Annotated in this window: 18 protein-coding genes; 11 read left to right on the top strand and 7 right to left on the bottom strand. The window is 67.9% G+C overall.

Annotation, left to right across the window (positions count from 1 at the left end):
* The first annotated feature begins 38 nt into the window (after nt 1-38).
* A complete protein-coding gene (locus JZ792_RS25915) occupies nt 39-1,196 on the top strand; it encodes a DNA recombination protein RmuC (protein WP_216914312.1) in 1,158 nt (385 codons plus the stop codon).
* 2 nt (nt 1,197-1,198) lie between these two features.
* Nucleotides 1,199-2,275 (top strand): DUF6542 domain-containing protein, encoded by a 1,077-nt coding sequence (locus JZ792_RS25910; protein ID WP_308165461.1) that lies wholly within the window; start codon nt 1,199-1,201, stop codon nt 2,273-2,275.
* Between the two features lie 15 nt (nt 2,276-2,290).
* On the opposite strand, the gene JZ792_RS25905 is transcribed toward JZ792_RS25910, so the two are convergent.
* Nucleotides 2,291-3,301: a 4-hydroxy-3-methylbut-2-enyl diphosphate reductase gene (locus JZ792_RS25905; RefSeq protein ID WP_216914310.1), complete on the bottom strand. Its 1,011-nt coding sequence runs from the start codon at nt 3,299-3,301 to the stop codon at nt 2,291-2,293.
* Nucleotides 3,302-3,412: 111 nt separating this feature from the next.
* On the opposite strand from JZ792_RS25905, the gene JZ792_RS25900 reads away from it, so the two are divergent.
* The 4 genes from JZ792_RS25900 (at nt 3,413) to JZ792_RS25885 (ending at nt 6,167) form a co-directional block, all read left to right on the top strand.
* Nucleotides 3,413-4,084, top strand: coding sequence for a lipid droplet-associated protein (locus JZ792_RS25900; RefSeq protein ID WP_216914308.1), 672 nt, complete (start codon nt 3,413-3,415; stop codon nt 4,082-4,084).
* A gap of 136 nt (nt 4,085-4,220) precedes the next feature.
* Entirely contained in the window at nt 4,221-5,552 is a 1,332-nt protein-coding gene (xseA, locus tag JZ792_RS25895) for an exodeoxyribonuclease VII large subunit (protein WP_216914306.1), read from the top strand.
* On the top strand, nt 5,549-5,803 hold the full coding sequence (locus tag JZ792_RS25890) for an exodeoxyribonuclease VII small subunit (RefSeq protein WP_109527909.1): 255 nt from the start codon (nt 5,549-5,551) through the stop codon (nt 5,801-5,803). The genes xseA and JZ792_RS25890 overlap by 4 nt, the downstream gene beginning before the upstream one ends.
* Before the next feature lie 19 nt (nt 5,804-5,822).
* The gene (locus JZ792_RS25885; protein WP_216914304.1) at nt 5,823-6,167 is read left to right on the top strand and encodes a VOC family protein; all 345 of its coding nucleotides are present in this window, start codon (nt 5,823-5,825) and stop codon (nt 6,165-6,167) included.
* A gap of 21 nt (nt 6,168-6,188) precedes the next feature.
* Here the strand turns inward: JZ792_RS25885 and JZ792_RS25880 are convergent, their stop codons facing one another.
* Complete coding sequence (locus JZ792_RS25880) at nt 6,189-6,755, bottom strand: DUF4245 domain-containing protein (protein WP_216914302.1); 567 nt, start codon at nt 6,753-6,755, stop codon at nt 6,189-6,191.
* A gap of 147 nt (nt 6,756-6,902) precedes the next feature.
* Here JZ792_RS25880 and glpX point away from each other — a divergent pair, with 147 nt between their 5' ends.
* Nucleotides 6,903-7,946 carry a class II fructose-bisphosphatase gene (gene glpX / locus JZ792_RS25875; protein ID WP_216914300.1) on the top strand — a complete coding sequence of 348 codons (1,044 nt, stop codon included), beginning with the start codon at nt 6,903-6,905 and terminating at the stop codon, nt 7,944-7,946.
* A 173-nt stretch (nt 7,947-8,119) separates the two neighbouring features.
* Nucleotides 8,120-9,523: a class II fumarate hydratase gene (locus tag JZ792_RS25870; RefSeq protein WP_216914298.1), complete on the top strand. Its 1,404-nt coding sequence runs from the start codon at nt 8,120-8,122 to the stop codon at nt 9,521-9,523.
* Between the two features lie 48 nt (nt 9,524-9,571).
* On the opposite strand, the gene JZ792_RS25865 is transcribed toward JZ792_RS25870, so the two are convergent.
* From JZ792_RS25865 to phoH2, 3 genes are all read right to left on the bottom strand, one after another.
* Complete coding sequence (locus JZ792_RS25865; protein ID WP_216914296.1) at nt 9,572-10,432, bottom strand: acyl-ACP desaturase; 861 nt, start codon at nt 10,430-10,432, stop codon at nt 9,572-9,574.
* Between the two features lie 136 nt (nt 10,433-10,568).
* Entirely contained in the window at nt 10,569-11,135 is a 567-nt protein-coding gene (locus tag JZ792_RS25860; RefSeq protein WP_254190360.1) for an LGFP repeat-containing protein, read from the bottom strand.
* A 237-nt stretch (nt 11,136-11,372) separates the two neighbouring features.
* Entirely contained in the window at nt 11,373-12,779 is a 1,407-nt protein-coding gene (gene phoH2, locus JZ792_RS25855; RefSeq protein WP_216914292.1) for an RNA 5'-3' helicase PhoH2, read from the bottom strand.
* 305 nt (nt 12,780-13,084) lie between these two features.
* Here phoH2 and JZ792_RS25850 point away from each other — a divergent pair, with 305 nt between their 5' ends.
* Nucleotides 13,085-13,357 (top strand): hypothetical protein, encoded by a 273-nt coding sequence (locus tag JZ792_RS25850; protein WP_216914290.1) that lies wholly within the window; start codon nt 13,085-13,087, stop codon nt 13,355-13,357.
* Between the two features lie 42 nt (nt 13,358-13,399).
* Here JZ792_RS25850 and JZ792_RS25845 read toward each other — a convergent pair whose 3' ends face one another.
* Both JZ792_RS25845 and JZ792_RS25840 read right to left on the bottom strand, forming a co-directional pair.
* Complete coding sequence (locus JZ792_RS25845) at nt 13,400-13,822, bottom strand: limonene-1,2-epoxide hydrolase family protein (RefSeq protein ID WP_216914288.1); 423 nt, start codon at nt 13,820-13,822, stop codon at nt 13,400-13,402.
* Nucleotides 13,819-14,565 carry a TetR/AcrR family transcriptional regulator gene (locus JZ792_RS25840; RefSeq protein WP_216914286.1) on the bottom strand — a complete coding sequence of 249 codons (747 nt, stop codon included), beginning with the start codon at nt 14,563-14,565 and terminating at the stop codon, nt 13,819-13,821. The genes JZ792_RS25845 and JZ792_RS25840 overlap by 4 nt, the downstream gene beginning before the upstream one ends.
* Nucleotides 14,566-14,680: 115 nt before the next feature.
* Between JZ792_RS25840 and JZ792_RS25835 the strand changes: the two genes are divergently transcribed.
* The gene (locus JZ792_RS25835) at nt 14,681-15,865 is read left to right on the top strand and encodes an FAD-dependent monooxygenase (RefSeq protein WP_216914284.1); all 1,185 of its coding nucleotides are present in this window, start codon (nt 14,681-14,683) and stop codon (nt 15,863-15,865) included.
* A gap of 118 nt (nt 15,866-15,983) precedes the next feature.
* Nucleotides 15,984-17,788: PPE domain-containing protein (locus tag JZ792_RS25830; RefSeq protein ID WP_438804385.1), on the top strand; the 1,805-nt coding region annotated here is incomplete at its 3' end.

Below are 17,788 nucleotides of genomic sequence, written 5' to 3'. Positions count from 1 at the left end.
TTTGATTCCTGTCGGTGACGTACGGCACTATCTGCGCTATGACCGCACCGATGCTCGTCGCACTGATGCTGGTATTCGCCGCCGGAGTGGGACTCGGCTGGCTCGGTCATTCCGCGCGGGCGGGCAGGAGGGCGGTCGCCGCCGAAGCGAGACTGGAGGCGGCGGGTGAGAACGAACGGCTGCTACGCCATTCCCTCACCGCGGCGAACGAAGACGCCGCGCGCAGGCATTCGCACGCGATCGGCGCGATGGTCGAACCGTTGCGCGAGGCGGTGGGGGCGCTCGAACGCCACATCCAGCATGTCGAGCACCAGCGCGTCGACGCGTATTCCGGTCTGCGCGAACAGGTCGCGGGTATGCAGCGCACCTCGAATCAGCTGGCCGGGCAGACGAATCAACTGGTCTCCGCGCTGCGGGCGCCGCAGGTGCGCGGGCGCTGGGGCGAGATCCAATTGGAACGGGTCGTCGAACTGGCGGGTATGACCAGGCATTGCGATTTCTCCACCCAGGTGAGCCGGGCCACCCGCGACGACGGTGACAACGACCGGACCGCGACGGTGCGTCCCGATCTGGTGGTCCATCTGGCGGGTGGCCGCAGCATCGTGGTCGACGCCAAGGTGCCCTTCGAGGCATACCTCGACGCGTGCGCGGCCGATGATCCGGATCTGCGCGCCGATCTGCTGGCCCGGCACGCCAAACACCTGCGGGTGCACGTCGACAAATTGGCGGCCAAGGCCTATTGGGCCGCCTTCGATCCGGCCCCGGAATTCGTGGTGCTCTTCATTCCGGGTGATCCGTTCCTCGATGCCGCGCTCACCGCCGACTTCGGATTGCTCGAGCACGCCTTCGGTCGCAATGTGATCCTCGCGACCCCGACCACCCTGATCGCGTTGTTGCGCACGGTGGCCTTCAGTTGGCGGCAGGAGGCGCTCTCGCGCGACGCCGCGACGATCCAGCAATTGGGAAGAGAGCTTTACAACAGGCTCGGAATGACCGGTAAACACCTGGACCGGCTCGGATCGCAACTCGGTAAGGCGGTCGAGGCGTTCAACTACACCGTGGCGTCGGTAGAATCTCGTGTCATGGTGACGGCCAGGAAATTGCACGACCTGGAAATCGCTGAGCAGCCGATTCCCGAGATCGGCAAGCTGGAATCGATGCCGAGGGCGGCGGCCTTCGCCGACGCGGAGGAGTAGTGGTGCGCGCACCGCTCGACCACCCGCCGCCCGCGTCCGTCGACCGGCGACGACCTTCGCGCCGATCGATCGACGACGGCGCCGCTGGCCGTGCCGTAACGCCGACACGCGCCACGCCGGTTAGTGTTCTCAGCGTGGCTGCTTCCCAACGTGTGCGATCCCGGGTGCCCGCGCCGCAACGTTCGATCTTGCCGTCGGTGCCGGGTATCCCGGCCGGTGCGGCGATCCTGATTGCGGTGGCGTGCACGTTTCTGGGGTTCCTGATCGATGCAAACGGCAACACCGGGGAACTGACCGGCACCTTCGCGGCGCTGTATGTCGCGGGCTGCGTTGCCGCGGTTCTCGCGGTCCGCTATCGCGGCTTGTTCACCGCGATGGTGTTGCCGCCGCTGCTGCTGTTCCTGGCGGTTCCGCTGTCGTATCAACAGCTGACCGGCAGTAACTCGAGCGGTATCAAGGACATCCTGCTCAACCTCGCGATCCCGTTGGTGGAGCGGTTCCCGACGATGTTCCTCGCCACCGCGCTGAGTCTGGCGATCGGTGGCCTGCGTATCTACCTGCATCGGCGGGCCGAAGCCGAGGAACGCGGTGACGAGGCGCGCCGCGGATCGAGTTGGGGACGCAGCGGCTCGGCCGATCGCTCCCGCCCGGCGAAATCCGCGAGTCCGGCCAAATCCGCCAAGTCGAAAGCCCCGGCCAAGAACGCGAGGCCCGCGAAGGCCGCGCCGCCCGAGGCCGCCAAACGACGTCCCAAACGGCCCGATCCCGAGCCCATCGTGGATATCAGCGATCAGAAGACCGACAAGTACGAACCGCCGCGCCCCGGCGGCAGGCGTCCGAGCGCGGAGGTGGCGGAAACCCCGCCCCGGGTCGCGACCAAAGGCCGTCCGAGGGAGGGCGGTCGGCCCGTGACGGGACGGACGGCCCGCCCCGCGGCCGCGATGCCGGCGCGCGCCGAGAGCGAGGCGCCACGCGGCGGTCGCGCCCGAGGCGAGGTGCCACCGCATCCGCAGCCCAATGTCCGGTATCGCGACCGGGAGTCGCAGCGCAACGAACGCCGGAAGCCGGAGAACCTCTGAGCGCGTGCCCGTCCGTCAGTGGCGGGCGGTGCGCAGTTCTCGCGGCAGGGCGAAGACCAGGGTCTCGTTGGCCGTCGTGACCGGCTGTACGTCGGCGAAGCCGTGTTCCTCCAGCATGTCGAGCACACCGCGTACGAGGATCTCCGGCACCGACGCACCCGAGGTGATGCCGACCGTCCGCACCCCGGCCAGCCAGGCCGGATCCACTTCGCGGGCGTAGTCGACCAGGTACGAGGCCTTCGCGCCAGCGCCGAGCGCGACCTCGACCAGCCGCACCGAATTGGAGGAGTTGCGCGAACCGACGACGATCACCAGATCGCATTCGGGCGCCATCGCCTTCACCGCGACCTGACGGTTCTGCGTCGCGTAGCAGATGTCGTCGCTGGGCGGATCCTGCAACAGTGGGAACCGCTCGCGCAGCCGCTGCACGGTCTGCATGGTCTCGTCCACGCTGAGGGTGGTCTGCGACAGCCAGATCACCTTGTTCTCGTCACGCACGGTGACCTTGTCGACGGCATCGGGGCCGTCGACGAGCTGCACGTGATCGGGCGCCTCCCCCGCGGTGCCCTCGACCTCCTCGTGGCCCTCGTGGCCGATCAGCAGGATGTCGAAATCGTCGCGGGCGAATCGTTTGGCTTCCTGGTGCACCTTGGTGACCAGCGGACATGTCGCGTCGATGGTGTGAAGATTCCTGGCCGCGGCCGAATCGTGCACCGCGGGCGACACGCCGTGCGCGGAGAAGACCACGACTTGGCCGTCGGGCACCTGGTCGGTCTCGTCGACGAAGATCACACCGCGTTCACGCAGGGTCTCCACCACGTGGCGGTTGTGCACGATCTCCTTGCGCACGTAGATGGGTGCGCCGTGCTTCTCCAGGGCCTTCTCCACCGTCTCCACCGCGCGATCGACACCCGCGCAGTAGCCGCGTGGCTCCGCGAGTAGGACTCGTTTCTCGCCGTCGGCGAGCGCGGTTCCGGTACCGGCCGAGCGGGCGATTCCGACGTTCAAGGGGATGGCCGAAGACATGACGACAGCTTACTTGCGTCGGGCGGTTGCGAGCCGGGTGGAGGGACACGCGACAATCTGTCTGTGACACCCACCCTTTGCATCGTCGGGCGTATCGGGCAGGCTAGAACCATGTTCCGACCTCCGTTCCTGGCCCGGGTCGCCGCCGGTGCCGCCGTGTACGCCCTGGAAGAGACTCGCAGGCTGCCCACGGCGGCCGTGAACTTTCCGATCACCGCCATCAGCCAGCTGCTCCAGACCTCCATGCATATCCAGCAGTTCGTGACCAGCCTCGCACTCAAGGGCGACGCGGTTTTCGACCGTCTGAGCAGCGGTGAGCAGGAACAGCCGGAGTGGGCCACCTTCGACGAGGATCTCGACTCCGATCCCTCCTCGGAACCGGCGTTCGCGAATCCCGCGCGAACCAGCCGTTTCGATCTGTACACCGCCGACGAGCCCGCCGTGGCGAGCGAGACGAACGGGCACGCCGTCGCGCTGCCGACCGTCGACGCGCCGGACGACTCCGCGATGACGGAGACCCCGGTGACAGACACCACAGTGACAGGCGCCACGGCAGCCGACACCGCGGTCGATATCGCCGAGGAAACGCCCGAGGTCGTCGCACCCGAGGTCGCCACGCGCTACGACTACGCGAATATGACCCTGGCGCAATTGCGCGCCCGGCTGCGCATGCTCTCGGTCGAGGAACTCGCCGAGTTGCTCGACTACGAACAGCTCACCCTGGACAGGGCGCCGTTCGTCACGATGTTGACCAATCGGATCGCCACCGTCCGCGCCCAGTGAGCCCGGACTCGCGACGGCGGCGAAGCGCGCGTGACCGACTTCCGCGCGTCGGTTCCGAGCGCTCGCCGCGGGGCCGCGGCGACGAATCGCCCGACCCGTTGCGTTCGTGTCCGACCCGACGCGTATATCTGGCGGCATGACTCAGGACGGCACGGCGGCGCGGACCGGCGCCGCGACGCCAGCCAATTCCGCCGAACAACCGTGGCCGGTGCGCACGGTCGCGCTCAAGGTCTCGCAGTGGATCGACCGGCTCGGCAGTATCTGGGTGGAGGGTCAGATCACCCAGATGAACCTGCGGCCGGGCACGCGCACCGCGTTCCTGGTCCTACGCGATCCTTCCGCCGACATGTCGCTGTCGGTGACCTGCGATCCGGAATTGATCCGTCGATCGCTGGTTCCGCTCCAGGAGGGCAGCCGGGTCGTCGTCTTCGGCAAACTGTCGTTCTTCGTCGGGCGCGGCACGATCTCGCTGCGCGTGATCGAGATCCGTCCGGTCGGCGTCGGCGAACTGCTCGCCCGTATCGAGCGGCTCAAGGCGCTGCTGGCCGCCGAGGGGTTGTTCGATCCGCGCCTGAAACGTCCCGTCCCGTTCCTGCCCGGCACCGTCGGGCTGATCACCGGCCGGGCGAGCGCCGCCGAGCGCGATGTGCTGACGGTGGCCAGAAATCGTTGGCCCGCAGTACTTTTCGACGTCCGCAATACCGCGGTGCAGGGTCCGACGGCGGTACCGCAGATCCTGGAGGCACTGGCCGCGCTGGATCGCGATCCCGCGGTCGACGTCATCGTGCTCGCCCGTGGCGGCGGCAGCGTGGAGGATCTGCTGCCCTTCTCCGACGAGGCACTGTGCCGGGCGATCGTGGCGGCGACGACGCCCATCGTCAGCGCGATCGGTCACGAACCGGATAATCCGCTCTGCGATCTGGTCGCCGATATGCGCGCGGCCACGCCCACCGACGCCGCGAAGCGGATCGTGCCCGACGCCGCGGCCGAACTCGCCGGGGTGCGCGATATGCGGGATCGCGCCGCGGCGGCGCTGCGCGGCTGGGTCGACCGCGAGACCGCGGCGCTCGCGCAGTTGCGGTCGCGGCCGGTGCTCGCCGATCCGCTCCGCGACATCGACCGGCGTACCGAGGAGGTCGAACGGCTCAGGATCGCCGCCCGGCGCTGCGCCGACCACCTGATCGGCGCCGAGTCCACGACGACACGGCACCTGCGGGAGAAACTCACCGCGGTCGGCCCGGCCGCGACGCTGGCGCGTGGCTACGCTGTGGTGCAGCGGGTTTCCGGCCGCGAACGGCACGTGGTGCGCGGTATCGACGACGCGCCCGCGGGCAGTCAGTTGCGCGTGCGGGTGGCAGACGGCGCCGTCACCGCGGCGGCGTTGGGGTCACAGGCACTCGGCAAGAGCGTGGTGAGCGGCGCGGGTCCGCGCGAGCACGACATCGACGACAGGAAGGAACGACGGTGACCGATTCCGGCAACGCCGAGGCCGAGCCGACGGAGCTGGCCGAGATTCGCGGCTTCGGCTACGAACGCGCCCGCGACGAATTGGTCAACGTCGTGAAGATGCTCGAGCAGGGCGGAATGGACCTCGACGATTCGCTGGCGCTGTGGGAGCGCGGCGAAGCGCTCGCCACCCGGTGCGAGGAGCATCTGGCGGGCGCGCGCAAACGCGTCGAGGACGCGATATCCCGTTCCGAGGCCGAAGAACAGGTATGAACCGGACGTAGGAGCAGACATGGGCATTCGTCGCGCGACACCCGATATCCGCACCGACGACATGGCGCGCAGCCGCGATTTCTATCGCCTGCTCGGCTTCGAGGAGACCATGGATCTGGGCTGGGCGGTGACCATGGCCTCGCCCACCAACCCGACCGCCCAGGTGCTGCTGCTCGGGCCGGGCGCCGAGCGGTTCCAGCCCGATATCAGCGTCGAGGTCGATGACGTCGACGCCGTGCACGCCGCGGCGAGCGCGAAGGGCGCGGATATCGTCTACGCGTTGCGCGATGAACCGTGGGGCGTGCGGCGATTCTTCGTGCGTGATCCCGACGGAACGGTCGTCAACGTCGTCGGCCATCGCTGACCGAGAGCCCGGGGCAAGTGGTCAGCGTGACAGTTGCGGGGCGGCCGTGACGGCCTGAGCCAGCGTCGTGAACGCGCTCGCGTCGCCCGCGCCCTTGATCAACACCCTGGACTGGCCGAAATCGGCGATCCAGGCCGTCTCCTCGGTCGGCTCGGCGAACACCGTCCATTTCTGGTTGCCGATCTGCTGGGTGCCGTTGGCGAAACGGGAGCCGAGGATCGAGCGGGCGAGCACCTCGTCGGAGGCGCTGCTCTGGGTGAGCTGCATGTACGTCCCCGATGGGGTGATATATCCCACGGTGCTCACCGGACCGCCGTCCGGGCCGGTGATGGTGTCGCGACTGCCCGAATTCGGCGTCCAGTCCGCGGGCACGGCCGGATTCCTGATCGGGAACGGCAGCGTGCGCGCGTCGGAGTTCAGCGCGGACTGCACATCGAAATGCGGGATCTTCCCCTCGGTCGGACCGGTCGCCGAGAAGCTGCACTGACTGGCCAGACCGGCGAAGACCACGGCGATCAGCACCAACGGGATCAGCGAGAAGAACAGATCCTTGTAGTCGTGGAGGATGCGTGGCTTTTGGTAGGACACGGTCCAAGTATCCACTCGGCGTCTATTCACTCGGCGGCGGGCCGCTCCCGCCCGCACCCCCGCACGTCATGCCATCTGGTGCGAAGTCGGGCCGAGGCGAAATGAGACAATCGTGCGGAACAAACCAACCGAGGGAGGCACCCCGCCATGACGGCATCGAAGCCAGCACCCAGCCGCCGTGAGGCCCCTGATCGCAATCTCGCGCTCGAATTGGTCCGGGTGACCGAAGCGGGCGCCATGGCGGCGGGCCGCTGGGTCGGGCGCGGCGACAAGGAGGGTGGCGACGGCGCCGCCGTCGACGCCATGCGCGAGCTGGTCAACTCGGTCTCGATGCGCGGCACCGTCGTGATCGGCGAGGGCGAGAAGGACGAAGCGCCCATGCTGTACAACGGCGAGATCGTCGGCGACGGCACCGGACCCGAGGTGGATTTCGCGGTCGACCCGATCGACGGCACCACGCTGATGTCCAAGGGTTCGCCCGGCGCCATCGCCGTGCTCGCGGTCGCCGAGCGCGGTGCGATGTTCGACCCGTCCGCGGTGTTCTACATGCACAAGATCGCGGTCGGTCCCGACGCCGCCGACGTGATCGATATCTCCGCCCCGATCGCCGAGAACATCGCGCGCGTCGCCAAGGCGAAGAGTCTGCTGAAATCGGATCTGACCGTCTGCATCCTGGATCGTCCGCGCCACGCGGAGCTGATCCAGGAGGTCCGCGACGCGGGAGCGCGGATCCGGCTGATCTCCGACGGTGACGTCGCGGGCGCCATCGCGGCCGCGCGGCCCGATTCCGGCACCGACATCCTGGTCGGCATCGGCGGCACCCCGGAGGGCATCATCGCCGCGGCCGCCATCCGCTGCATGGGCGGCGCGCTACAGGCCAAACTAGCGCCGACCGACGACGAGGAACGCCAGAAGGCGATCGACGCCGGTCACGATCTGGACCGTGTGCTCACCACCGAGGATCTCGTCGCGGGTGAGAACGTCTTCTTCTGCGCGACCGGTGTCACCGACGGTGACCTGCTGCGCGGAGTCCGCTACTACGGCGGCGGCGCCTCCACCCAGTCGATCGTCATGCGCTCCAAATCGGGCACCGTCCGCATGATCGACGCCTACCACCGTCTCACCAAACTCCGCGAGTACTCCGCCGTGGACTTCATCGGCGACGAGGACGCGGATCCGCCGCTGCCCTGATCCGTGAGATTCGACGAAGACGCGTATGCCGTTGGCTGCGCGTCTTTTTCGTCGCTGTCGGGTACGCGTTTCGGGCCCTCGGATTCGGGGCGTTCGTCGCCCGTTCCGCGCTGTGCGCATCGCCTCAGGCGTGGCAGCCCCACACGGCGCGCGGTCGGCATAGGGTCGGAAATATGACCGAGGAGACGCAGTACCGCATCGAACACGACACCATGGGCGAGGTACGGGTTCCGGTGCATGCCCTGTGGCGGGCGCAGACGCAGCGGGCCGTAGAGAATTTCCCGATCAGCGGACGTGGACTGGAACGGGCGCAGATCAGGGCGCTCGGACTGTTGAAGGGCGCGTGCGCGAAGGTGAACCGGGATCTGGGGTTACTCGATCCGGGCAAGGCCGAGGCCATCATCGCCGCCGCGACCGAGATCGCCGAGGGTAAGCACGACGATCAGTTCCCGATCGATGTCTTCCAGACCGGTTCGGGCACCAGCTCGAATATGAACGCCAACGAGGTCATCGCATCGATCGCCAAGGCCAACGGCGTGGATGTGCATCCCAACGACGACGTCAACATGTCGCAGTCCTCCAACGACACCTTCCCGACCGCGACCCATCTCGCCGCGACCGAAGCGGTCATCAAGGATCTGGTTCCCGCGCTGGAGCATCTGCGGCTCGCGCTGCTGGACAAGGCCACCGAATGGCGCACCGTGGTGAAATCGGGCCGCACGCACCTGATGGACGCGGTGCCGGTCACCCTCGGCCAGGAATTCGGCGGGTACACCCGTCAGATCGCGCTCGGCATCGACCGTGCGATGGTGACGCTGCCCCGGCTCGGTGAGCTGCCCATCGGCGGCACCGCGGTCGGCACCGGACTCAATGCCCCGGAGGGGTTCGGCGCGAAGGTGGTCGCGGAATTGCGGCGCTCCACCGGTATCGACGCGTTCTCCGAAGCCGAGGATCATTTCGAGGCCCAGGCCGCCAGGGACGGGCTGGTCGAGGCGTCGGGGGCGCTGCGCACCATCGCGGTGAGCCTGACCAAGATCGCCAACGACATCCGCTGGATGGGTTCGGGGCCGCTCACCGGCCTGGGTGAACTCCAGCTGCCCGATCTCCAGCCCGGCAGCTCGATCATGCCAGGCAAGGTGAATCCCGTTCTCCCCGAGGCGGTCACGCAGGTGGCGGCGCAGGTGATCGGCAACGACGCGACCGTCGCGTTCTCCGGCGCGAGCGGCGCGTTCGAGTTGAACGTCTACATTCCGGTGATGGCGCGCAACCTGCTGGAATCGATTCGCCTGCTGGCCAATGTCTCCCGGCTCTTCGCCGACAAATGCGTCCGGGGTCTGGTGGCGAACGAGGACCATCTGCGCACCCTGGCCGAATCCTCACCGTCGATCGTGACGCCGCTGAATTCGGCGATCGGCTACGAGGAGGCCGCGGCGGTGGCGAAAGAGGCACTTAAGCAGAAGAAGACGATTCGCCAGACCGTGATCGACCGCGGTCTCATCGGCGACGGGCTCTCCCTGGAGGAACTCGATCGGCGTCTCGACGTGCTGTCGATGGCGAAGGTCAAGAACGGGAAGTGACCGCTTCGGTCGGTGCGCTCAGCGAGCGCACCGACCGGCGGGGGCGAATCAGCCGCGCAGATGCGCGATGTCGGTGCGGGCCTGCTCGCCCTCGGCGCCGAGATCGGTGCGCTCGAAGACATTCCACCGTGCCAGCAGCGGTGCGAAGACCAGCGTCGGTTCCTGCGCCGGGTCGTAGACACCGGCCTCGGCCAGCAGTTCGTCGCTGCTGCGTCCGTCGGGCAGGGTCACCGAAGGCACCGTGAACGCGGCCACGCTGTCGGCGACGGCGCGCATGGTCTGATCGGGGGCGATATCGAATCCCGCGGCGACGAGATCGGCGAAGAACCTCGCCTGCAATTCGTCGTCGAGCGCGATGCGCTCGGCCATGGCGGTGACGATCTCGTTCTCGCCGAGCGCGGCGATATTGCGATGCCGGACCGCCGACGCCGTCTCCTCCAACGCGCAGGTGGCGAGCACGTCGAGCAGATGCAGGGCGGGCCTGCGGAAGCCCTTGGTCATGTGTTCCATGCGCGACCGCTCCAGCTGCACCGGATCGACCGCCCTGGTGACCATGAGGTAGTTGCGGATCATGATCTCGTGCCGGTTCTCCTCGGCCGTCCAGCGGCCGACCCAGCGCCACCACGCGCCGGTGCGCAGGTACTTGCCGATCTCACGATGGTAGGAGGGCAGGTTGTCGGCCACCAGGACACTGACCGTCAAGGCCAGCTTGGCGACCTCGCTGAGCTCGGATTGCCCCGGCTCCCAATCGGTTCCGCCGAGGAAGCGGAAGTTCTGGCCCTCGCTGAACGGCACGTAGTCGTGCGGCTGCCATCCGTCGGCCACCTCGATGTGGCGCCGCAGATTCAGTTCCACCTCGAGGGCGAGCGAATCGAGCAGCTCACGATCGGTCAAGAGATTTTGCACCATCACAACCTAGCTGCTGTGCCCGCGACGCGGGGATATACGACGGCATTGCCGGACGGCGTCCGAAACCACCGGAGATGATGTCACATGATGCCGGACGCCGCATCCATCGCGTAACCGGGCCGCGAATTCCGGCCGCCTACTTCGGCGTGACGGTGATCCGGCCGTCCACCCAGGTGATGGTGCCTCCGGTGAAGGTCGACTGCTTGCCGCCGGGGATATCGGTCTCGTCGCTGGTGGGATAGCCGAGCGTGCCGTTCGCGCCGCCGTCGCTCTCCCACGCCTTGCGGATCTCGCCCCAGACGATGTGCGGGTCGCCTTCCTTCGCCTCGTAGATCGTTCCGCCCACGAAATCCTGGTACTCGCCGTCGTCGGGGCCGTTCTCCTGCGCTTCCATCGGCGCGCCCAGCGGGCCGGCCGGACCGCCCGCGCCGACATATTTCTCGTAGATGTCGCCGGAGACGGTGACCTCGGTCCCGCCCTGGGTCGGGATCTTGGTCTGCTCCGTCGACTCGCCGGTGGAGTCGGCTCCCGTCGTCGCGGTCGCGGATTCGGCGCTGCGCGCGGTTTCGGAGATCTCCGATGGCGTGGTCGTGGCGCGCGCGGTCGTGGTCGTCACGGCCGCGGGCGCCGTGGTGCTCGCCGCGGAATTGGAATCGTCGTCGTCATCGCCGCATCCGGTGGTCAGCAGCAGTGTCGCGGCCATGAGCGCCGTGGTGTATCCAGCCGTTCGTCGAGCGAAGTGGTGCATGTCCATCCTCTCGAATTGGCTTCCGTGGCTTGCCGGGGCGCTCTTTCACGCGGTGCGCCCCGCGTAGCGTAGGACGAGGCACGGCAACGACCCGGCGAATCATTACCGATGCACCGGGTCGTTGCCGAACAGCTATCGAGCGGTGACTACCCGCTCATTTGTGAGATGAAACACACCCTGGACATTTGCCTGTCAGGCGTTCGGGCCGTACTCCTCCAACATCTCGGTGACCAGCGCCGCGATCGGCGACCGCTCACTGCGGGTGAGGGTGATGTGGGCGAAAAGGGGATGTCCCTTCAGCTTCTCGATCACCGCGGCGACGCCGTCGTGCCTGCCGACACGCAGGTTGTCGCGCTGGGCGACATCGTGGGTGAGCACCACCCGCGATCCGGTGCCCAGCCTGCTCAGCACGGTGAGCAGCACATTGCGTTCCAGCGACTGCGCCTCGTCCACGATCACGAACGAATCGTGCAGCGACCGACCGCGGATATGGGTCAGTGGCAGCACCTCGAGCATGTCGCGGCTGAGCACCTCCTCCATCACCTCGGCGGAGGCCAGCCCGTCCAGCGTGTCGAAGACCGCCTGGGCCCACGGGCCCATCTTCTCGCTCTCGCTGCCGGGCAGGTAGCCCAGATCCTGGCCACCGACCGCGTAGAGCGGACGGAAGACCACCACCTTGCGCTGGGTGCGGCGTTCGAGCACCGCTTCCAGACCCGCGGTGAGCGCGAGCGCCGATTTGCCGGTTCCGGCCTTGCCGCCGAGCGAGACGATGCCGATGCTCTCGTCCAACAGCAGATCCAGGGCGATGCGCTGTTCGGCGGAGCGGCCGTGCAGGCCGAATGCCTCGCGTTCGCGCACCAATTGGACGCGTTTGTCCGGGGTCACCCGGCCGAGCGCGCTGGAGCTGGAACCGAGCAGCCGGATTCCGGTGTGGCAGGGCAGTTCCCTCGCCTGGTCCAGATCGATGACCGATTCGGAATAGATCTGGTCGATCTGCGCGGTGGCGACATCGATTTCGACCATTCCGGACCAACCGGAGGTGATCACGTCCTGGGCGTGGTACTCGTCGGCCTGCAAACCGACGGCACTGGCCTTGACGCGCAACGGGATATCTTTGGACACCATGACGACTTCGCGGCCCTCCGCCGCGAGATTGAGCGCACAGGCCAGGATGCGAGAGTCGTTGGTGTCGGTGCGGAAGCCGACCGGAAGGACCGTGGGGTCGGTGTGATTGAGTTCCACCTGCAGTGTTCCGCCCTCGGTGCCGATCGGCACCTGCTGGTCCAGCCTGCCGTTCCGCACACGCAGATCGTCCAGGTTGCGCAGGGCTTCCCGCGCGAACCAGCCCAGTTCGTGGTGGTGGCGTTTGCCTTCGAGTTCGCTGATGACGACCAGCGGTAACACGACGTCGTTCTCGCCGAACCGGGTGTATGCCCAGGGATCGGAGAGCAGGACCGAAGTGTCGATGACGAACGTCTTGGCACCGGACGAAGTGGAGAGCGAGGGGCTTACTCCCTTGGGATCAGAAGTGACAGCGGCGCCTTTCCCGGTTTTACGGGAGGTCGCCGAGGGAGCGGAAACGGAGCGTGCAGCAGTCACGGTGGGCTCCTTGTTTGTCCGTGCGGCACCCGCGCGGACGATCTCGCTGGACCGGTCCGTCCTGATGGGTTCGACTTGCGTCAGAACCCACGAGGGCCGGGTGCCGGCCCCCTCGCACTGAGTAGCTCAGTCACGGTCAGGACCTCCCGTACGAACCACAACGACGCGGCCCGCATCATCGACGCTACCGCCGACTACCCGTTCTCCGCTCCCGGAGCGGTAGGCATGTCGGTGAAGATCCCGTTAACGGGCATCGGCACGCCGGTCGTAGCCGCAGGTCAGCACGGCCCGTTAGAGTCGAAGTCATGTCCGATCACGAGGAACTCGAGAAGCTGTCGTCCAAGGAATTGCACGACCGCGCGGTGAAACTGGCGGTACGCCACGGGGATGTGAAGTTCCTCTGGCGTCTGCTCACCTCGATCCCGGCCGCGGAGGCGGCGGCGGGCAATGTCGGCGAGAGCGAAGCCGACATCAAATGGGTCGTCCCGATGATCGACGACTACTTCCACGCCGGTGACGGTGATATCGCCGACATGCTGCGCCAGTTCTACCTGGAATACCTCACCGGGCGTGCCTGAACGGCGCGGGCCGGGCGCCACGCCCGACCCGTCGCGAACCGATCAGCGGCGACCGAGGACCGCGCGGACGAGTCCGACCACGGTGCCCCTGATGAAGTTCTCGAATGAGAAGTGGTCGTGCCAGAGCACGATTCGACCGTCGCGCAATTCGAACGTGCCGGTCACCCAGAACGCGATGCGCACCGGTCCGAAGATCAGGATGTCGGTGCGGTCGGTGAGGACGATATCGCCGTCGGCGGCGATGTGATGGATCTCCGCGGCGAACCCGATCTGATCGCGGCTGAGCCCGCGCAACAGTCCGCCGACCCGCTTGACGCCGCGCACATCGGGCAGCGAGGTGTTCTTCCACACGATCTCGGGATCGAGCAGTTCCAGCGCTTCGCCGACGGCCCCGATTTCCAGGGCGGCGAAGAATTCGCGCACGGTGGTGATCGAGTCCTGCTGTAGTTCGAGTTCTTCGGTCATGCTCCGACGATAGGCCGCCGCGCGTCGCGACGGCGCGCGATGTGGACGCCCAATCCGTCGAGGATGCGGTCGATGCCGAAGCTCAACGCGCCGTCGCCGCCCGCCGCCGCCCCCGCCTCCGCGAAAGCGGCGCTCGCCACCGGATAGCGCTGGGCCGCCACCTCGCGCATCTCGGCCAGTTGCGCCGCGATGCTGTCCTGGAAATCCTGCGGACCCGCGGCGAGCACCTGCTGCGCGAGACCGCGCGCGTGGCCTGCCAGCATGGCGATGGTGTCGAAGCGTTCGGACGTGGTCAGGCCGGAATCGGCGAGGTCGAGCAGCGCGACCTCCATCCACGCCATCTCGTTCGGGCCGACGGGCCGCGCGCCGACGGCGAGTTCCAGGGCCCACGGGTGGGCGCTGAAACGCTCGTAGAGCGATTCGCACCATCGGCGCAGGCCGACGCGCCACGGTTCACCGACCGGATCCCGGTCGACGGCGGCGATCTCGGGGGGCGCGCCCAGCGCCGAGTCCAGCATCAGCGCGGTCAACTCCGCTTTACCGGGAACGTAGCGATACAGCGACATCTTCGTGAAGCCGAGCCCCTGCGCGAGGCGCTGCATGGACAGTTCGGCCAGTCCGTCGGCGTCGGCGATGGCGACGGCCTCCGCGACGATTCCCTTGAGCGTGAGCGCCGGTTTGGGTCCGCGTTTCGGCCGCTGCCGGGTGCCCCACAGCAGTTCGACGGTGGTCGGTTGCGCCATCCGAATCCTTTCCGTGGATACCTTGACTCTAAAACTGTGTCTACCATACTCTAATTCGTGTCCACCGGAAACAGATTCCATCGGACACAGATTGCGACCCCCGTGGAGGCACCCGATGCACACCAAGAACGTCCTCATCTCCGGCGCCGGCATCGCCGGACCGGCCCTGGCCTACTGGCTCGACCGTTACGGCTACGCGGTGACCGTCGTCGAACGCGCCCCCGCGCCTCGACCCGGCGGTCAGGCGGTCGATTTCAAGGGCGACACGCACCGGACCGTGCTCGAGCGAATGGGCATCTGGGAGGAGATCCACGCCCATCGCACCGGCACCACCGACACCGTCTTCGTCGACGAACACGGCGAGCGCCTGGCCTTCATGTCCGGCGATTTCACCGGCGGCGATGTGGAGATCCTGCGCGGCGATCTGTCACGGATCATGTACGAGCGGACGGCGGCGCGCTGCGACTACGTCTTCGGGGACGCCGTCACCGCGCTCACCGACACCGGGGACGGCGTGCGCGTGGAATTCGAACGCGGCACGGCACGCACCTTCGACCTCGTCTTCGGCGCGGACGGCATCCACTCCAGGGTGCGCCGCCTCGCCTTCGGACCGGAACGGGAGTTCGTCCGGCATCTCGGCCACTACTACTGCGTGGCGGGCGCGAGTCCGTGGAGCACGACCGACGCGGGTTCGCGCGGACGGGCCACCGCCCACGGCTACAACACGCCGGGACGACTGGCCGTCAGCGGCGGGCCGAAAGCCCAGCAGCTCTACCTCTTCACCGCACCCGAACTCGACTACCCGCGAGACGACGTGGCAGCCCAGCGCGGCGTCGTCACCGACGCCTACGCGGGCCTGGGCTGGCAGGTGCCCCGCATGCTGGAGGAGATGTCGGCGTTCGACGATTTCTACCTCGACTCGCTCAGCCGCGTCGACATGGCGAAATCCGGCTACACCAGGGGCCGGGTCGCGCTGGTCGGCGACTCCGGATACGGGAACACGCTCGGCGGCTTCGGAACCGGGCTCGCCGTGGTCGGCGCGTATGTGATCGCGGGCGAACTCGCGCTGCACGACGATCACACCGTCGCCTTCGCGAACTACGACGCGATCATGCGCCGCTACGCCAAGATCGCCGGGCGCAGCAACGCGGGCCGGTTCCTCGCGCCGAAGACCGGCTACGGAATCGCGATGCGCAACCGGTTCCTCGAATCACCGCTGTGGCGGCTGATGTCGAAGTACTCCGACGACGCGAGCAACGATATCGAGTTGCGTGACTACCCCCAGCTCGTCGCGCACTAGTCCCCTCCCCCGGCCGTCGATTCCGCCGCGCAGGTGGATCGACAGTGTTTCGATGGAACCGAGTCGGGTGCGGGTGCGTCTATATCGTCAGACCGCACCGACGGAAGGGACAACCGCCATGAGACCGATCGACGGCCGGGCGATCACGAATCCCGAGAACGCGCAGAGCTTTTCCCACGCCGAGATCAAACAGGCCGCCGAACAGATGGACCCGGACGGCCTGGTCGGGGCGGTGGACGCCTGGACGACCATCGCGACCGCGGTGACCAGGGCGGCCCAGCAATTCGAATCGGCCGCGGGAAAGGCCGTGGACCAGCGGTGGGAGGGCGCGGCGGCCGACGCGGCCGTCGGCGGTCTGCGCCGGTACGTCACCCGGCTGGGCGAATTCGGCGAAGCGCTACGGCAGCAAACGGTTCCGCTCGAGGCAGCCGGGGACGCGGCGGCTCGGTTCAAAGCCGCGATTCCCGAAGTAGGTGACCGCTCGGGTGGTTCCACCGCTCCCGAGGTACGCAATGCCAGCGAAGAACAGGCCCGCGACGACATGGTCGCCTATTACATCCAGCCCTACGGTGCGGCCGCTCAGGAAATTCCGCCGCTCCCCGCAGTGGTCGATCCGATCGGGGGCGGTATCGGGACCGCCAACGGACTGTTCGGATCCGGTAGCGGACCGAACGATTCGAGTGGTGGTGGGCCGGGCGGTCCCATCGGGGGAGGCGGTACCGGTGCGTCTCAGAACTCGGGCATCTCGGGCACGTCCGTCGGTAGCAGCGCCGTCGGCACTCCCGGAGGTCTCGGTGCGATAGGCACGGGCGCAGTCGGTGCGACAGAAGACGTCGACACGGCGGGCATATCCACCGATGCCGGCACCGCTGGCACATCGGGAAACTTCGGCTCAGCAAGCGATTCCGGCAACACCGGTGTGCCAGGTGATTCGGCCGGGGCAAGTGCGCCGGGCAGCTCCGGCGGAGCGAACGCCTCGGGCAACTCGAGCGGGTCAGGAGTCTCCGGCCTGATAGGTACACCGGGCGACTCCAACACGGCGGGCACGTCGGAGATCTCCGGTCTGGCGGGTACACCGAGCGACGCCGGAACCTCCGGAACATCGGGCAATTCCGGTACGGCAGGCGCACCAGGGAACTCCAGCACCGCAGGCGGCCCAGGCGAATCCAGCACCGCCGGTGCACAAGGGAACGCGGGCTCGGCGGGCACGCCGGGGAACTCCGGAGGAACAGGTGCGCCAGGCGGCACCGGCACTACGGGGAACAGCGCCGAGCAGGCGAGCGGTGGCTCGGGCGGCGGAAGTGCCGGAAGCAACGGCAATGCCGCGACGCCGGGCGGTTCCGGCAGTACCGGCGCGGCGGGCGGCACCGGCGCAGCAGGTGGAGGCCACGCGGGCACGACGGGCGACACGGGCACGACGGGAGGTGCAGGCACCGCAAGTGGCGCGGGCACGACGGGCGGCGGAGGCCACGCAGGCACCGCAGGAGAAGTGGGCACTGCGGGCGGTACAGGCACAGCGGGCGGTACCAACGGCTCGGCGGCATTCGGGGGTGGTGAGGCGGGGACCTCGGCGGCGGGTGAGAAGCCGGCCGCGAGTACCTCGACCGGAGCCGCGGCCGCCCAATCGGGTACGTCCGGCGCGCCTCCCGGGTCGGGTACACCGGCGGCGGCACAAACCGCAGCACCGCAGACCTCGGCACCACCGACGGCAGCACCGCAGACGGCAGCACCGGTGACGCAGGCACCTCAGACCGCCGCACCGATAGCAGCGGCGCCTCAGACCGCCGCACCGGTGAGCGCCGCACCGGTGAGCGCCGCAGCACCCTCCACCACACCACTTACGTCCGCACCGCCGACTTACGCACCACCGACCTCGGCACCGCCGACCTACGCACCACCGGCTTCAGCAGCGCCGACCTACTC

Source organism: Nocardia noduli, assembly GCF_019038455.1.
GTDB lineage: Bacteria > Actinomycetota > Actinomycetes > Mycobacteriales > Mycobacteriaceae > Nocardia > Nocardia noduli.
Note: the sequence above shows the minus strand (reverse complement) of the source record. Positions and strands in the feature narration are given on the sequence as shown.

What these genes read in the sequence shown, in the direction of transcription:
- xseA (WP_216914306.1), top strand. Translation starts at nt 4,221, where the DNA reads ATGACTCAGGACGGCACGGCGGCGCGGACCGGCGCCGCGACGCCAGCC.
- JZ792_RS25885 (WP_216914304.1), top strand. Translation starts at nt 5,823, where the DNA reads ATGGGCATTCGTCGCGCGACACCCGATATCCGCACCGACGACATGGCG.
- JZ792_RS25845 (WP_216914288.1), bottom strand. Translation starts at nt 13,822, where the DNA reads ATGACCGAAGAACTCGAACTACAGCAGGACTCGATCACCACCGTGCGC.
- JZ792_RS25915 (WP_216914312.1), top strand. Translation starts at nt 39, where the DNA reads ATGACCGCACCGATGCTCGTCGCACTGATGCTGGTATTCGCCGCCGGA.
- JZ792_RS25860 (WP_254190360.1), bottom strand. Translation starts at nt 11,135, where the DNA reads ATGGCCGCGACACTGCTGCTGACCACCGGATGCGGCGATGACGACGAC.
- JZ792_RS25865 (WP_216914296.1), bottom strand. Translation starts at nt 10,432, where the DNA reads ATGGTGCAAAATCTCTTGACCGATCGTGAGCTGCTCGATTCGCTCGCC.
- JZ792_RS25900 (WP_216914308.1), top strand. Translation starts at nt 3,413, where the DNA reads ATGTTCCGACCTCCGTTCCTGGCCCGGGTCGCCGCCGGTGCCGCCGTG.
- JZ792_RS25835 (WP_216914284.1), top strand. Translation starts at nt 14,681, where the DNA reads ATGCACACCAAGAACGTCCTCATCTCCGGCGCCGGCATCGCCGGACCG.
- JZ792_RS25870 (WP_216914298.1), top strand. Translation starts at nt 8,120, where the DNA reads ATGACCGAGGAGACGCAGTACCGCATCGAACACGACACCATGGGCGAG.
- JZ792_RS25840 (WP_216914286.1), bottom strand. Translation starts at nt 14,565, where the DNA reads ATGGCGCAACCGACCACCGTCGAACTGCTGTGGGGCACCCGGCAGCGG.
- JZ792_RS25850 (WP_216914290.1), top strand. Translation starts at nt 13,085, where the DNA reads ATGTCCGATCACGAGGAACTCGAGAAGCTGTCGTCCAAGGAATTGCAC.
- glpX (WP_216914300.1), top strand. Translation starts at nt 6,903, where the DNA reads ATGACGGCATCGAAGCCAGCACCCAGCCGCCGTGAGGCCCCTGATCGC.
- JZ792_RS25905 (WP_216914310.1), bottom strand. Translation starts at nt 3,301, where the DNA reads ATGTCTTCGGCCATCCCCTTGAACGTCGGAATCGCCCGCTCGGCCGGT.